Source organism: Pseudoflavonifractor hominis, from assembly GCF_014288125.1.
Lineage (GTDB): Bacteria > Bacillota > Clostridia > Oscillospirales > Oscillospiraceae > Pseudoflavonifractor_A > Pseudoflavonifractor_A gallinarum.
The window spans coordinates 40,386-53,894 of the sequence record NZ_JACOPR010000011.1 but is presented as its reverse complement, the minus strand read 5'-3'; the positions used below and the strand labels follow the sequence as shown (position 1 = coordinate 53,894).

The 13,509-nt window shown below is 60.0% G+C and carries 15 protein-coding genes; 10 read left to right on the top strand and 5 right to left on the bottom strand.

Annotated elements, in window-relative coordinates:
* The first annotated feature begins 63 nt into the window (after positions 1-63).
* The 6 genes from H8S34_RS13945 (at position 64) to H8S34_RS13920 (ending at position 5,229) form a co-directional block, all read left to right on the top strand.
* Positions 64-675, top strand: a complete 612-nt coding sequence (locus H8S34_RS13945; protein WP_101691024.1) for a TetR/AcrR family transcriptional regulator — start codon at positions 64-66, stop codon at positions 673-675.
* 152 nt (positions 676-827) lie between these two features.
* Positions 828-1,568 (top strand): nitroreductase family protein, encoded by a 741-nt coding sequence (locus H8S34_RS13940; protein ID WP_186964312.1) that lies wholly within the window; start codon positions 828-830, stop codon positions 1,566-1,568.
* Positions 1,565-2,074, top strand: a complete 510-nt coding sequence (locus tag H8S34_RS13935) for a cob(I)yrinic acid a,c-diamide adenosyltransferase (protein WP_186964311.1) — start codon at positions 1,565-1,567, stop codon at positions 2,072-2,074. Before H8S34_RS13940 ends, H8S34_RS13935 begins: the two co-directional genes overlap by 4 nt.
* A gap of 237 nt (positions 2,075-2,311) precedes the next feature.
* Positions 2,312-2,884 (top strand): inorganic diphosphatase, encoded by a 573-nt coding sequence (locus tag H8S34_RS13930; protein WP_101691027.1) that lies wholly within the window; start codon positions 2,312-2,314, stop codon positions 2,882-2,884.
* Positions 2,885-3,028: 144 nt separating this feature from the next.
* Complete coding sequence (gene glf / locus H8S34_RS13925; protein WP_101691028.1) at positions 3,029-4,195, top strand: UDP-galactopyranose mutase; 1,167 nt, start codon at positions 3,029-3,031, stop codon at positions 4,193-4,195.
* 5 nt (positions 4,196-4,200) lie between these two features.
* Positions 4,201-5,229 (top strand): glycosyltransferase family 2 protein, encoded by a 1,029-nt coding sequence (locus H8S34_RS13920; RefSeq protein ID WP_101691029.1) that lies wholly within the window; start codon positions 4,201-4,203, stop codon positions 5,227-5,229.
* Between the two features lie 67 nt (positions 5,230-5,296).
* Here the strand turns inward: H8S34_RS13920 and H8S34_RS13915 are convergent, their stop codons facing one another.
* The 5 genes from H8S34_RS13915 to H8S34_RS13895 form a co-directional block, all read right to left on the bottom strand.
* Complete coding sequence (locus H8S34_RS13915; protein ID WP_186964310.1) at positions 5,297-6,115, bottom strand: metallophosphoesterase; 819 nt, start codon at positions 6,113-6,115, stop codon at positions 5,297-5,299.
* Positions 6,112-7,560 (bottom strand): nicotinate phosphoribosyltransferase, encoded by a 1,449-nt coding sequence (locus H8S34_RS13910; RefSeq protein ID WP_186964309.1) that lies wholly within the window; start codon positions 7,558-7,560, stop codon positions 6,112-6,114. Before H8S34_RS13910 ends, H8S34_RS13915 begins: the two co-directional genes overlap by 4 nt.
* A 66-nt stretch (positions 7,561-7,626) precedes the next feature.
* Positions 7,627-8,154 (bottom strand): cysteine hydrolase family protein, encoded by a 528-nt coding sequence (locus tag H8S34_RS13905; protein ID WP_186964308.1) that lies wholly within the window; start codon positions 8,152-8,154, stop codon positions 7,627-7,629.
* A gap of 13 nt (positions 8,155-8,167) precedes the next feature.
* Entirely contained in the window at positions 8,168-8,671 is a 504-nt protein-coding gene (locus H8S34_RS13900; protein WP_101691032.1) for a GNAT family N-acetyltransferase, read from the bottom strand.
* A 5-nt stretch (positions 8,672-8,676) separates the two neighbouring features.
* Positions 8,677-9,465, bottom strand: a complete 789-nt coding sequence (locus H8S34_RS13895; protein WP_101691033.1) for a TIGR04255 family protein — start codon at positions 9,463-9,465, stop codon at positions 8,677-8,679.
* 236 nt (positions 9,466-9,701) lie between these two features.
* Here H8S34_RS13895 and dpsA point away from each other — a divergent pair, with 236 nt between their 5' ends.
* From dpsA to H8S34_RS13875, 4 genes are all read left to right on the top strand, one after another.
* Positions 9,702-10,577 (top strand): dipicolinate synthase subunit DpsA, encoded by an 876-nt coding sequence (gene dpsA, locus H8S34_RS13890; RefSeq protein ID WP_186964307.1) that lies wholly within the window; start codon positions 9,702-9,704, stop codon positions 10,575-10,577.
* 2 nt (positions 10,578-10,579) lie between these two features.
* On the top strand, positions 10,580-11,158 hold the full coding sequence (locus H8S34_RS13885) for a dipicolinate synthase subunit B (RefSeq protein ID WP_186964306.1): 579 nt from the start codon (positions 10,580-10,582) through the stop codon (positions 11,156-11,158).
* Positions 11,159-11,352: 194 nt separating this feature from the next.
* Entirely contained in the window at positions 11,353-12,279 is a 927-nt protein-coding gene (locus tag H8S34_RS13880) for a DUF2156 domain-containing protein (RefSeq protein WP_186964305.1), read from the top strand.
* Positions 12,280-12,550: 271 nt separating this feature from the next.
* Positions 12,551-13,507 (top strand): ABC transporter permease, encoded by a 957-nt coding sequence (locus H8S34_RS13875; RefSeq protein WP_101691055.1) that lies wholly within the window; start codon positions 12,551-12,553, stop codon positions 13,505-13,507.
* Positions 13,508-13,509: the final 2 nt, after the last annotated feature.

Sequence of the window (13,509 nt, the reverse complement as noted above, 5' to 3'; positions counted from 1 at the left end):
GTTGTTATGTGAGTATTATACGGTGCTTGCGGGCCGGTGTCAAGAAAAAAGGAGGGACCATCTATGGATTATAGCCAGCGGCGCCGGGAACAGGCCAAGCGGACAGAGCAGGCCATCCTGCGCGCGGCGGTGGAACTCCTGCGCCGCAATCAGTTTGACAAGGTCTCGGTACGGGATATCTGCCGGGAGGCGGGGATCACCACGGGGGCTTTTTACCACCATTTCAAGTCCAAGGAAGAGATGCTGCTGCGGGGGTTTGCTCCGCTGGATACCTATATGGAGGAACTGCTGGAGGAGCACCGGGAGGAGCCCCCTGGGCGGAGATTGTGGTTTATTCTCTCGGGGTATGCCGCCTTTATGGAGAATATGGGCTGGGAGCTGGTGGGACGCTATTATCAACAGCGGCTGAACCGGCCGGACGGCCGCTCCATTGACTCCAGCCGCTTTACCTTCCGGGCCATGCGGGAGTGCCTGGTGGAGGCGAAGCAGTCGGGCGAGCTCCCGGGAGGACTTGCCGCAGAGTGGGTGGCCGACTTTTTGTTCCGCCACTTTCGCGGTGTGGTCATCGACTGGATTCTGCACCAAGGAAGCTATCCATTATACCCCAAACTGGAGCAGGACTATCTCTTTTTTCAGGGGGTTTTCCAGGGAGAAGAAGAGAAAGGGAACAATTGACCGCCGAGAGCCGCAGGGTTTCCTGGGGCTCTTTTTTATTGCGGGGGACTATACAAGGGACAGAAAGTTGGATAGAATAGAGGAAACTGAGGCCGTAGCGGAGCGCGCAGTGTCTGCGTACCGGAAAGGCCTGAGAACAGGAGGGACACCCGATGAACGAGATTTTGGAGAGCCTGCACCGGCGCAAGTCGGTCCGGGTCTTTACGGATCAGCCGGTGGGGGAAGCGGAGAAGCGGGCCATTTTGGAGGCGGCGGTCCAGGCCCCGACCGCCGGAAACCAGCAGCTTTATACCATTCTGGATATCACCGATCAGAGCATCAAGGATACCCTGGCCGAGACCTGCGACCATCAGCCCTTCATCGCCAAGGCACCGGTGGTCCTCGTGTTCTGTGCCGACTGCCGCAAGTGGTTTGACGCCTATGTGGAGGCCGGGTGCAGCCCGCGCCGCCCGGGACCGGGCGATCTGATGCTGGCGGTGGAAGATGCGGCCATCGCCGCACAGAATGCGGTGACGGCAGCGGATAGCCTTGGACTGGGATCCTGCTATATCGGAGATATTATGGAGCAGCATGAAGCCCATCGGGAGCTGCTCCATCTGCCGCCCTGGGTCTTTCCCGCTGTGATGTTGGTCCTGGGCTATCCTACCCAGCAGCAGAAGGACCGGCCCAAGCCGGAGCGGGCGGCCATGGAGCATGTGGTCCACAGCAACACCTATCGCCGGATGGACGGGGAGGAGCTGCGCCGGATTTTTGACGGGCGGACCGGAGGAGAGGAATTTTGCAGCTGGATGCAGGCCTTTCACCGGCGCAAGTACGACTCGGGCTTTGCCCGGGAAATGAATCGGTCCGTGCAGGCCTACCTGCGGGATCTGGAAGAGGAGGAGCCGGTATGATCCATATTTATTGCGGAGACGGGAAGGGGAAAACCACCGCTGCCATGGGCCTGACGGTGCGTGCAGTGGGGCATGGCCGCCGGGTGGCGGTGGCCCAGTTCCTGAAAAGCGGCAAGAGCGGGGAGCGGGAGATTCTGGCCAACCTGCCGGGCGTGGAGCTGCTTCCCATTCCGGAGGAGATGAAATTTACCTTCCTCATGACGCCGGAGGAAAAGGCCGCCGAGGCGGTGCGCCAGAAGGACATCGCGGCGCAGGCCTTTGCCCGCAGCAGCAAAGTGGATCTGTTGGTGCTGGACGAGCTGTGTGCCGCCCTTTCCACCGGAATGCTGGAGCTGCCCTGGGTGCTGGAGCAGCTGGACGCCTGCCCGAAAGCGCTGGAGGTGGTCATCACCGGGCGCAATCCCCCGCCGGAGCTGGAGGAGCGGGCGGCCTATATCACTGAGATGAAAAAGCACAAGCACCCCTTTGACGCCGGGCTTCCCGCCCGGGAGGGCGTGGAGTGGTGATTTTTCCGCCAAAAAGTAAACTGGGGCGATTGGACACATTACACGAGCTCTTCCCGGCGATGGAGCGCTTCTTTTGAACATGCACACAAAAAAGAGGCATATCCTTTAAAAAGGCAAAAAGTAAGCGCGATTTTTATACATTTTCTTTATTTGCGTTCTTGTATTTCCCGATCGGGACCGATATAATGTTACAGAACGGGCGCCAGTCGCCCACGCAGGATTAAGGAGTGAAACCATATGTCGAATATCTGGCATGATATCAGCCCCAGCCGCATCCAGCCCGACGATTTTGTGGCGGTGATCGAGATTCCCAAGGGCAGCAAAAAGAAGTACGAACTGGACAAGGAGACCGGTCTCATCATTCTGGACCGAGTCCTTCACACCTCCACCCACTACCCCGCCAACTACGGTTTTATTCCGCGTACCTACGGCGACGACGGAGACCCGCTGGACGTACTGGTCCTCTGCTCCGAGGAGATGGACCCCTTGACGCTGGTGCGGTGCTATCCCATCGGCTATATCTCCATGCTGGACGGAGGCAAGAACGACGAGAAGATCGTGGCCATCCCCTTTGCCGATCCCACCTACAATACCTTCCATGATCTGATGGACCTGCCCGGTCACATCTTTGACGAGATGGCCCACTTCTTCACGGTCTACAAGGCCCTGGAGGGCAAGGAGACGGTGGCCGGTGACGTCAACGACCGGGCCGCTGCCATTGAGGTCATCCGGCGGGCCATGGACCACTACTCGGACAGCTTCCTGGGCGGTGCCGTACCCCGGGGAAGCCAGAACAGCTCCAACCGCTGAGTGGCCCTGCGCGGGAGCAGCCCGTGCAGTTTAAAAAAATCTTAATCCTTTTTTCGTTCCCTTTGCCCTCCGCGTGTGATAAACTGGTCTGGTAGCGAATTAGGAAGGAAAAACGATCGAGATCGAGATGTGAGGTGCACACCGATGCAGAATACATACGACTGCCTGGTTATTGGCGCCGGCTTTGCAGGCGCGGTGGCGGCGCGGGAACTGGCCGAGCGGGCCGGAAAGCGGGTGCTGGTGCTGGAGCGGCGCGGCCATATCGGCGGCAACGCCTATGACCTGCCCGATGAGCACGGAGTGCTCATCCACCAGTATGGCCCCCATATCTTCCATACAGCCAACAAGCGGGTCTTTGACTATCTCTCCCGCTTTACCCAGTGGAGGGACTACCAGCACCGGGTGGTGGCCAATGTTCACGGGACCGAGATGCCCGTTCCCTTCAACCTGACCAGCCTGGAACTGGCTTTTGGCCGGGAAAAGGCCGCCGCACTGGAGGAGAAGCTCATCGCCGCCTATGGCGCGGAGAAGAAGGTCACCATTCTGGAGCTGCGCCGCAATGCCGACCCCGATGTGGCGGCCTTGGCCGACTATGTCTACGAAAACGTCTTTCTCCACTATACCATGAAGCAGTGGGACCAGTCTCCCGAGGAGATCGATCCCAACACCACGGCCCGGGTGCCGGTCTTCCTCTCCCGGGACGACCGGTATTTCCAGGACCCCTGGCAGGGGATGCCTCTGGAGGGCTACACCCCCCTCTTCGAGCGCCTGCTGGATCACCCCGGCATCACCGTGGAGCTGGGGGTGGATGCCCGGGAGCGCCTCACCCTGGGCGAGGACGGCGTGACCCTGGACGGCGTGCCCTTTACCGGCCCGGTCATCTATACCGGCGCGGTGGATGAGCTCTTTGCCTGCCGGTTTGGACGGCTTCCCTACCGGACGCTGGAGTTCCGCTTTGAGAACTACCCGGTGGAGTTCTGGCAGTCCCACGGAACGGTGAACTATACCGTCAGTGAGGAGTGGACCCGCATCACAGAGTTCAAGTACCTCACCGGGCAGGTCAAGCCGGAGTGTACCACCATTGCCAAGGAGATCTCCCACGCCTACACGGGCGCACCCGAGGAGACCCCCTACTATGCCATCATCAACCCGGAGAACAATGCCCTCTATGCCCGCTATCAGGCGCTGGCGGAGCGGTATGGAAACCTCTATCTGCTGGGACGGCTGGCAGAGTATAAATATTACAATATGGACGCCATCGTGGCCCGGGCTCTGGAGCTGTGCGACACGCTGGCAGAGAAGGGAGCCTGAGCCCCATGGACAAGCTCATTACCTTTGCGGTACCCTGCTACAATTCCGCGGCCTATATGGATCACTGTGTGGAGACCCTTCTGGCCGGAGGGGATGACATTGAGATCATCCTGGTGGACGACGGCTCCACCAAGGACGATACCCCGGCCATCTGCGACCGGTATGCCCAGCAGTATCCCGGTATTGTCAAGGCTATCCACCAGCCCAACGGCGGCCACGGCGAGGGCGTGAACCAGGGCCTGCGCAACGCATCTGGACTCTACTACAAAGTGGTGGACTCGGACGACTGGCTGGATACCGACGCACTGAAAAAGGTGCTGGATAAGCTGCGGGAGTTTGCCCGGCAGCCCGACCCGGTGGACCTCATGGTGTGCAACTATGTGTATGAGCACGTGGAGGACAACACCCAGAAGGTCATGCGTTATACCAATGTGTTTCCGGAAAATCGGGTCTTTACCTGGGCGGACATCGGCCGCTTCCGTCCCTCCCAGTATCTGCTGATGCACTCGGTCATCTACCGCACCGAGCTGCTGCGCTCCTGCGGGCTGGAGCTGCCCAAGCACACCTTCTATGTGGACAATATCTTTGTCTATCAGCCCCTGCCCTTTGTCCGGAGCATTTACTACATGGATCTGGACCTCTACCGGTATTTCATCGGCCGGTCCGACCAGTCGGTCAACGAAAAGGTTATGGTGACCCGGGTAGACCAGCAGCTGCGGGTGACCCGCCTGATGATCGATGCCCACGATCTGAAGAAGATACAGTCTACCCTGCCCAAGCTGGGCCGGTATATGTTCAACTACCTGGCCATGATGATGACCATTTCTTCCATCTTCCTCATCATCGACGGTTCCCCCGAGGCACTGGGCAAGCGGACCCAGCTCTGGGAGTACCTGCGCGGGGTGGACGGACGGCTCTATCATAAGATGAAGTACCGCGCGGTATCGGCAGTATCCAATATCCCGGGCTATCAGGGACGCAAACTCTCGGTAAAGCTCTACCGGCTGGCCCGGCGTATTTACAAGTTCAATTAACGAACAAAGATAACAGCGTCCCCGGACTGCATGTGCAGTCCGGGGACGCTGCTTTTACATACGGAAATCAAGCGGGAGTAAGCTGGAGGATCACCAGCTCCGGGCGGTTCCAGATGCGGGGGATGCGGGTGGATTCCCGGGCCAATCCCCGGCTGACGACCTGTACTTCGCCCCCGTCCCGCCGGTATATACCGCCGGCATAGGCGGGAAAAAATCCCTGGTTTGGGGCCAGAAGCCCATTCAGAAGAAAGGGAATGCGCCACTGTCCTCCGTGAGCGTGGCCATTCAGAATGAGATCGCAGCCCAAAGCGGCATAATCGGAATAGCGCTCCGGGCGGTGGGCGAGCAGGATGGCCGTGTGGGAGGTGCGGGGGCGGCTTTTCAGCTCGGTGAGCTGTCTGGAATAGGCGCTGCCCACGGTTGGATCGTCCAGACCCAGAAGATCGACCGGCTGACCATTTAGCTCCAGGGTGATCTGGGTGCCCCGGAGTACATGGATGCCCAGCTCCGCAATGCGAGCACAGAATGCCTCGGCCTGACCGGAGCGGAATTCATGGTTTCCCGTGACATAGACACAGGGCCAGCGCCGGACAGCCTCCTCCAGGAACTGAAAGGCGGGCTCGGTGGGCAGCTCATCGTCCACAATATCCCCGCCCAAGAGAAGAGCATCGGGTTCCTCTGCCTCCAGCGCATCCAAGAGGACGCGCTGGTCCTCTCCATAGCGGCAGCTGTGCAGGTCGGTTATCAGTGCCAGACGTACAGGAGCCTCCAGGGAGGCCAGCGGGATCTCATACCGGCGAATGGCAAGGCGTACATCCAGAGCGGAGCACAGAACAGCGGCGGTCACCAGTCCGAGGGCCAGACGACGGCGCTTCCGGCGGGTCATTCCCGTCCCTGCTCCTTCAGGAGGGACTGCTTGATGTCCCAGAGCTTCTGGGAGAGATCCACATAGTAGTTGTGGGGATTTTCAAAGCGCTTGACCTCATCCCAGAGGAGGTCGATCTGGGCGGCGCAGTAGGCCCGCATCTCCGTAATGGTGGGAGACTGATAGACCAGCTTTCCGTTCCGGAAAATGGGGACCAGAAGCTCCTTGGCCTCAAAATCGGTGAAGGTCTTGCGCTTCCAGGTGGCGTCCGGGTCAAAGAGCTCCAGGGGGCGGCTGTCATCCACCGTCTCGTCATAGAGGGTGATGAGATCAGCCAGGGCTTTGCCCGAGTAGCGGGAGACCAGGCGGTAGACCTTTTTGAAGTGGGGGTTGGTGATCTTGGCCGGATTTTCGCTGATCTTGATCTTGGGGATAATGTGACCCTCCCCGTCCTCCACGGCGGCCAGCTTGTAGACGCCGCCAAAGACCGGCTCGGACTTGGAGGTAATAAGCCGCTCGCCCACGCCGAAGGAGTCGATCTTGGCGCCCTGAAGGAGCAGATCCCGGATGATATACTCGTCCAGAGAGTTGGAGGCCACGATCTTGCACTCGGTCAGTCCGGCCTCGTCCAGCATCTGCCGGGCTTTGCAGGAGAGGTAGGTGAGGTCGCCCGAGTCCAGACGGATGGCGCAGTTGGTGATGCCCTTGGGGAGAAGCACCTCCTTAAAGGCGCGGATGGCGTTGGGTACGCCGGACTTGAGGACATTGTAGGTGTCCACCAGCAGCGTGGCGGAGTGGGGATAGAGCTCGCAGTAGGTCTTAAAGGCAGTGTATTCGTCGGGGAACATCTGCACCCAGGAGTGGGCCATGGTCCCACCGGCGGGAGAGCCATAGAGCTCGTCGGCCAGGGTACAGGCGGTGCCGGCGCATCCGGCGATATAGGAGGCACGGGCGCCCAGCAGCGCGCCGTCGGTGCCCTGGGCCCGGCGGGAGCCGAACTCTGACACGGGGCGGCCCTGGGCAGAGCGTACGATCCGGTTGGATTTCGTGGCAATGAGGGACTGGTGGTTCAGATTGAGCAGCAGGTAGGTCTCGATAAACTGTGCCTCAATGGCGGGGGCGCGGACGGTGAGGATGGGCTCCCGGGGGAAGATGGGCGTCCCCTCGGGCACAGCCCAGATGTCGCCGGTGAAGCGGAAGTTGCGCAGATATTCCAGAAACTCTTCGCAGAAGACGCCCTTTTTCCGGAGATAGGCGATATCCTCCTCATCAAAGCACAGGTTTTCGATATAGTCGATGATCTGCTCCAGACCGGCGGCAATGGCAAAACCGCCTCCGTCCGGGACATTGCGGAAAAAGACGTCGAAATAGCAGATCTGGTCGGCCATGCCGCTCTGGAAATAGCCGTTGCCCATGGTGAGTTCATAGAAATCACAGAGCATGGTGTAGTTCATATGGCTTTTCATGAAAAGACCCTCTTTATATGGGATGGCCGCCCCGGAACAATGGACCGGGGCGGCGGGAGTACGGATTCAGCGGTTGGTCACGGTGACCTGGAGCCCCTCCAGCACATCCAGCGCCTTTTCGTGGAGCGCGGGATCGAAGGAGGCGGTGAGCCGGGCATCCACCAGGATCTCAGCCTCGGGCAGGGCGGCCTTGACCATCACCGCGTTGGAGAGAACGCAGATGTGGGAGACCAGCCCGCACAGCTCCACCTGGGCATAGCTGCGGCCTTTGAGCCACTCAGCCAGCTCCAGGGAAGGGAAGGTGGGCTTGCGGAAGACGCAGTCCCCATCCCCACGGGCGGCGGCGGTGGAGCCATAGAGCTCCCATCCTGCCTCTCCAAAGAGGCAGTGGGGGACGGGCAGTTTGCGGCCCTCCTGGGTCTGGGCGTAGTTGGTGCCATGGGTATCCAGCGTAAAGACCACGTCGTTGCCTGCGGCATGATAGTCCGCAATGCGCTGGGCAATGGACGCGTCCAATGCCTCGGCACCGGCAAAGCCCAGGGAGCCATCCACGAAGTCCTTTTGATAATCCACTACGATCAGTAATTTTTTCATGTGTTATCACACTTTACAGGAGTTTTTCAAAGCAGGGATAGGGAAGAGGCCGTCCGTGCAGATGGATCTCGCCCCGCCGGACAAAGCCCTGCTTGATGAAGAGGGCCTGCATCCGGTGATTGAGAGAGTAGGTGTCCACATGGAGGGCGGACACATGGTTCTGCCGGGCCAGGTCCTGCGCAAAGGAGAGCAGCGCGGTGGCCACACCCTGGCGTTGGGCGGCCGGGTCCACCGCCAGGCGATGGACCGAATAGACCTCCCCCCGGTACTGCCAGGGAATGGAGGCATACTCCGGAGTCTCGCTGCGGTTGAGGCAGGCCGCGCCCAGAATGGCGCCCGTCTCGGTACAGGCCACATAGAGCTCCCCCCGGTCAATATCCCCCGCATAGAGGGCGCGAGTGGGATAGTCCGCCCCCCACTGGGGATTGCCAATGGCATTCATATGGGCCACGGCCCGCTCGACCAGGGCCCAGACGGCATCCAGATCGGCGGGAGCGGCACAGCGGATGATGGGCATGGAGCTTAGAGCGCCATGGGGCCCATGGCCTCGTGCAGTTCGTCGGTGATGGCGCCGTGGAAGAGGCCTCCGGCGAAGCCGTGGAGGGTCTCCAGACGCTCGGGGAGCTGCTCGGGGGTGAGCTTGCCCACCGTAGAGAGATCCTGGTCCAGAATGAAGCGGGGCTTGGGATCCTGCTTCCCGCCGTTGAGCAGGCCGGGACCGGCGTGGAGCTTCAGGCGGCTGTCGGTGCCCAGACGGGTCTCAATGTCCAGAGAGCACTTGTTGACTTCCTTCTCGTCCACATCGGGCTCGCCCAGGATACCGATATAGGGGCTCTGGAGCAGATCGTCCCACAGAAGATCGGTCAGGCCCAGGCGCTCCTTGGAGATGGCGTTGACGTAGCGCAGGCCCACCCGCTCAAAATAGTCGGCGTGGTAGATCTGCAGGAAAGCGGCCACGGCCTTGTCCAGCTTCAGGGCAAAATCCTCCCAGCGGGTGTAGCGCAGGGTGGACAGAGCGATAAAGTTGCTGGTCAGATTCAGCTTCCAGAATCCGTCCTGAGTGATGAAATTATAGTTGGTGATGGGGGGCTGCTGCTCCACCTTGGCGTCGGGGGTGCCCAGACCGGTGATCTTGGGGGCGGGACGCTCCTGCCGGGCGACAAACTGCGGGAATTCGTGCCGGATGGCCTCCTGGAACTCCGCGGGCTCCTGAGAGCCGATGGAGAGGATGGTAGGGAAGCGGAGCTGGCAGATCACCTCAATGAGGGGGCTGCGCTGGTAGAGGCAGCGCTCGTACTTGGCAAATAGCATAGGGTCGTGTTCCTCCTGTATTTTGTTCGGGTCTGTTCAGGGACAGGGGCCCGTTCATGGGTATATTCTCTACTATTATAATGCGTAACGGTAAAAGTAACAAGAGAGAATGGTGGATATTTCTGTTTTTTACACAATCCATACCGAAACGGTGACCGGAAAAAAGAGGGGGCGCACCCTTTTCCCGCGGCGGAATAGGATAAGACAGCAACGGAACATGGAGGAGGAGTTGTGCCATGAAACATGAGTGGAATATCTGGGTGGTGGGCGGAGACCAGCGGCAGGCGCAGCTGGCCGTCCAGCTGGCCAGAGACGGACATACGGTTCATACCTATGCCCTGGAGCGGGCGGGGGAACTGGGGGAGGGCGTGGAGCCGGAACGGGATCTGCGGGGGGCCGTGCGGGCGGACTGCGTGATCCTTCCCCTGCCTGTGACCGGAGAGGGGACGCTGCTCAACACCCCGCTGTCAGAGGGGAGCCTTCCCCTGGCCGAAGTGCTGGACCGCCTGCGCCCGGGCCAGATCGTCTGCGCCGGGCTGGTCACGCCGCCGGTGGCCGCGCTGGCCGATGCCCGGGGACTGACCCTGCACGACTATTTTGCCCGGGAAGAGCTTGCCATAGCCAATGCGGTGCCCACGGCCGAGGGGGCGATCCAGATCGCCATGGAAGAGCTTCCCATCACCCTCCACGGCGCCCGGGTGCTCGTAGTGGGTTACGGGCGGCTGGGAAGAGCGCTGGCCCCCCGGCTGGCGGCGCTGGGCGCCCGGGTGAGCGTGGCCGCCCGGAAGTGGTCCGATCTGGCCTGGATCGAGGCGGAGGGCTACGGGGTGGAACACAGCGGGCAGCTGCGGGGCTGGCTGTGCGGCTATGATCTGATCCTCAATACCGTACCGGCCCGGCTCCTGGAGGAGGAGACCCTGCGGGATCTGAAACCGGGCTGCCTGGTACTGGACCTGGCCTCCAAGCCAGGGGGGGTGGACTTTGAGGCGGCCCGTCGTCTGGGCGTCAAGGCAGTATGGGCCCTGTCCCTGCCGGGAAAAGTGGCGCCGGTGACGGCGGCCAGAGCCATCAAGAGTACCATCTATAATATCCTCAACGAATTGGGAGTGTGAATATGGAAGAGATCCATGTGGGATTTGCCTTTACCGGCTCTTTTTGCACTTACGCCAAGGCCATGGAGACCCTGGAGCGGGTGGCGGAGCGCTATGGCAGCGTGACGCCTATTGTCTCCGAACGGGGGGCGGGAACCGACTCCCGCTTTGGCAACGCCGCTGATTTTGTGGCCGAGATGGAGCGCATCTGCGGCAAACGGGTGGTGGACTCGGTGGTCAAGGCCGAGCCCATCGGGCCCAAAAAGCTGCTGGATGTGTTGCTGATCTGTCCCTGTACCGGGAATACACTGGCGAAACTGGCCGCCGGGATCACCGATTCCTCGGTCACTATGGCAGCCAAAGCCCACCTGCGCAACGGGCGGCCCCTGGTACTGGCAGTGGCCACCAATGACGGTCTGGCCGGGGCAGCCCGCAACATCGGTACGCTGCTGGACAAGAAGCACGTCTATTTTGTCCCCTTCGGCCAGGATGATCCGGAGCACAAGCCCACCTCTCTGGTGGCGGATTTTGACCGGGTACCTGAGACCATTGACGCCGCCCTCTGCGAGAGACAGATCCAGCCAATTTTGCTGCGGGAATGAATTCCGAAACCGGAAAAGGAGCGCTTCTCTGCCCGAATTTGGGGTGGAGCGGAGCGCTCCTTTTTCTTGCTATTTTCATAGAGGCGTGGTAGGATAAAAGAGCTCGCGGCCCCCCGATACTTCGCAGGGGGAGGAGAAGTACCCGCGATGGATGCGGGAATGGATATCAAGAGCAAAAGGAGTCGTTTTCATCTATGATCGCATTTCATACACCGGAACTGGCAGACAAGTCCTGGGTGGACAAGCTGCTGCTGGGGGCGGATTCCAGAGGATGTGAATACAGTTTTACCAATCTCTATACCTGGCGCCACGCGTTCCACTATGCCATTGCCCCGGTGGAGGGGTTTCTGGCGGCCCGTCTGTGTGGAAGGCTGGGGTGCAGCTATCTCTACCCCGCAGGGGAGGGGGAGGTAGAGCAGGTGCTGCATGCACTGGCCCAAGACGCCGATGAGCGGGGGGAACCCTTCCGCCTGGTCTGCCTGTCCAAGGAACAGGCGGAAGGGCTGGAGGCCCGTTTCCCTGGATGCTTTCAGATCGAAGCGGACCGGGACAGCTTTGATTACCTCTATGAGATCGATCGGCTGGCGGAGCTCCCCGGCAAACAGCTGCATGCCAAACGAAACCACATCAATGCCTTTATCCGCGCCTTTCCGCACTGGACCTATGAGGAGATGACTCCGGCCGTCCTGCCGGAGTGCCTGGAGATGGACAAGGAGTGGTACCGGCGCAGCCGGGAGCGGGAAGGAGCAGCGGAGGCCGGGGATCTGGGCAATGAGGGGCTGGCCCTCCGGGATGCCATTGCCCACTTTGAAGAGCTGGGACTGGAAGGCGGCGTGATCCGGGTCTACGGGGAAGTGGTTGCCTTTACCATGGGGGACCGGCTGGGAAAGGACTGCTATGACGTCCACTTTGAGAAGGCCTATAACGAGCTGCGGGGCGGCTACACGCTGATCAACCGGGAATTTGCCCGCTGGGTCCGAAACCGCTATCCCGATGTGCGTTATCTCAACCGGGAGGATGACATGGGTGTCCCCGGGCTGCGGAAGGCCAAGGAGTCCTATTATCCTGACTGCATGGTGGAAAAATACAGCGCTACGTTGAAAAAAGATACAAAATTTTGATAAACTAGCGCGATAAAGCGGCGGGCTGTTACTACAAAAAAGTACGAGGGGCCTAACAAATGTCTCTTGACTGAGGACATAATTTAAGATAAAATATAAAAACTGCGTAAAAGTAGGGCGCAGAGGGCCTCAGAAGGGTTAGAATGGAACGAAAACTGAAATAATTTTTCAAGCATCCGGGCGCTTGAAAAGTGGTTTCAGATTCACTCATTCACCGGAAAGAAAGGCCCTCTGAAACAGAGTGGAGAAAGAAAGTTTAGGAAGTGAAGAAATGGCAAAGTACATATTGAAGCGAGTCGTTATGGCAATCATTACGGTCCTCATCGTGTCCTGTGTCACCTTCCTGCTGATGATGTCGGTGCCTGGCAGCCCGTTTGCCTCGGAAAAAGCGCTGACGCCGCAGCAGCAGGCCACACTGGATGCAAAGTACGGCTTTGACAAGCCGCTGCCCATTCAGATGGTGAATTACCTGAAAAATGCGCTGCACGGCGATCTGGGCGAGTCCCTGAAGATGCAGAAGGGACGCCCGGTAGCCGAGATCATTGCGGATATGTTCCCCATCTCCGCCAAGATCGGCGTGATCGCCCTGGCCTGGGCTGTGGTGGTCGGTATCCTGCTGGGCTGTTTGGCCGCCTATTACCGAGGGAAGTGGGTGGACAGCCTGCTGCGCGTGGTCTGTACCTTAGGTATCTCCATGCCGGGATTTGTCGTGGCCTCGTTCCTGCTGATCCTGTTCTGTTCCCCGGTGGGACCGGAGCTGCTGAAGAGTTTTGAGCTGACCGCCATCTTTAACCCGGATCTGGGCGCCAAGGCCTATTTCATGCCCTGCTTCGCACTGGGCCTCTATCCCATGTGCTACACCGCCCGGCTGACCCGGTCTTCCATGCTGGACGCCATCAATCAGGAGTATATCAAGACTGCCCGGGCCAAGGGCCTGAAGGGCGGCAAGATCATCTTCAAGCACGCCCTGCGCAACGCCCTCATCCCCGTCATCACCTACCTGGGCCCCCTGGTTGCCTTCACCCTGTGCGGCGGCTTCGTGGTGGAGAGCGTGTTCTCCATCCCCGGCCTGGGCCGCTATCTGGTGCAGTCCATCACCAACCGCGACTACTTTGTGATTATGGGCACGACCATCTTCCTGGCGACCTTTGTGGTCCTCATGAACCTGGTGGTGGATATCATCTACAAGCTGGTCGATCCCCGCATCGATCTGACGAAAGGAGAGTAACC

Bases quoted from the DNA above. Each gene is read 5' to 3' on its own strand.
- H8S34_RS13945 (WP_101691024.1), top strand. From the start codon at position 64: ATGGATTATAGCCAGCGGCGCCGGGAACAGGCCAAGCGGACAGAGCAG.
- H8S34_RS13940 (WP_186964312.1), top strand. From the start codon at position 828: ATGAACGAGATTTTGGAGAGCCTGCACCGGCGCAAGTCGGTCCGGGTC.
- H8S34_RS13935 (WP_186964311.1), top strand. From the start codon at position 1,565: ATGATCCATATTTATTGCGGAGACGGGAAGGGGAAAACCACCGCTGCC.
- H8S34_RS13930 (WP_101691027.1), top strand. From the start codon at position 2,312: ATGTCGAATATCTGGCATGATATCAGCCCCAGCCGCATCCAGCCCGAC.
- glf (WP_101691028.1), top strand. From the start codon at position 3,029: ATGCAGAATACATACGACTGCCTGGTTATTGGCGCCGGCTTTGCAGGC.
- H8S34_RS13920 (WP_101691029.1), top strand. From the start codon at position 4,201: ATGGACAAGCTCATTACCTTTGCGGTACCCTGCTACAATTCCGCGGCC.
- H8S34_RS13915 (WP_186964310.1), bottom strand. From the start codon at position 6,115: ATGACCCGCCGGAAGCGCCGTCGTCTGGCCCTCGGACTGGTGACCGCC.
- H8S34_RS13910 (WP_186964309.1), bottom strand. From the start codon at position 7,560: ATGAAAAGCCATATGAACTACACCATGCTCTGTGATTTCTATGAACTC.
- H8S34_RS13905 (WP_186964308.1), bottom strand. From the start codon at position 8,154: ATGAAAAAATTACTGATCGTAGTGGATTATCAAAAGGACTTCGTGGAT.
- H8S34_RS13900 (WP_101691032.1), bottom strand. From the start codon at position 8,671: ATGCCCATCATCCGCTGTGCCGCTCCCGCCGATCTGGATGCCGTCTGG.
- H8S34_RS13895 (WP_101691033.1), bottom strand. From the start codon at position 9,465: ATGCTATTTGCCAAGTACGAGCGCTGCCTCTACCAGCGCAGCCCCCTC.
- dpsA (WP_186964307.1), top strand. From the start codon at position 9,702: ATGAAACATGAGTGGAATATCTGGGTGGTGGGCGGAGACCAGCGGCAG.
- H8S34_RS13885 (WP_186964306.1), top strand. From the start codon at position 10,580: ATGGAAGAGATCCATGTGGGATTTGCCTTTACCGGCTCTTTTTGCACT.
- H8S34_RS13880 (WP_186964305.1), top strand. From the start codon at position 11,353: ATGATCGCATTTCATACACCGGAACTGGCAGACAAGTCCTGGGTGGAC.
- H8S34_RS13875 (WP_101691055.1), top strand. From the start codon at position 12,551: ATGGCAAAGTACATATTGAAGCGAGTCGTTATGGCAATCATTACGGTC.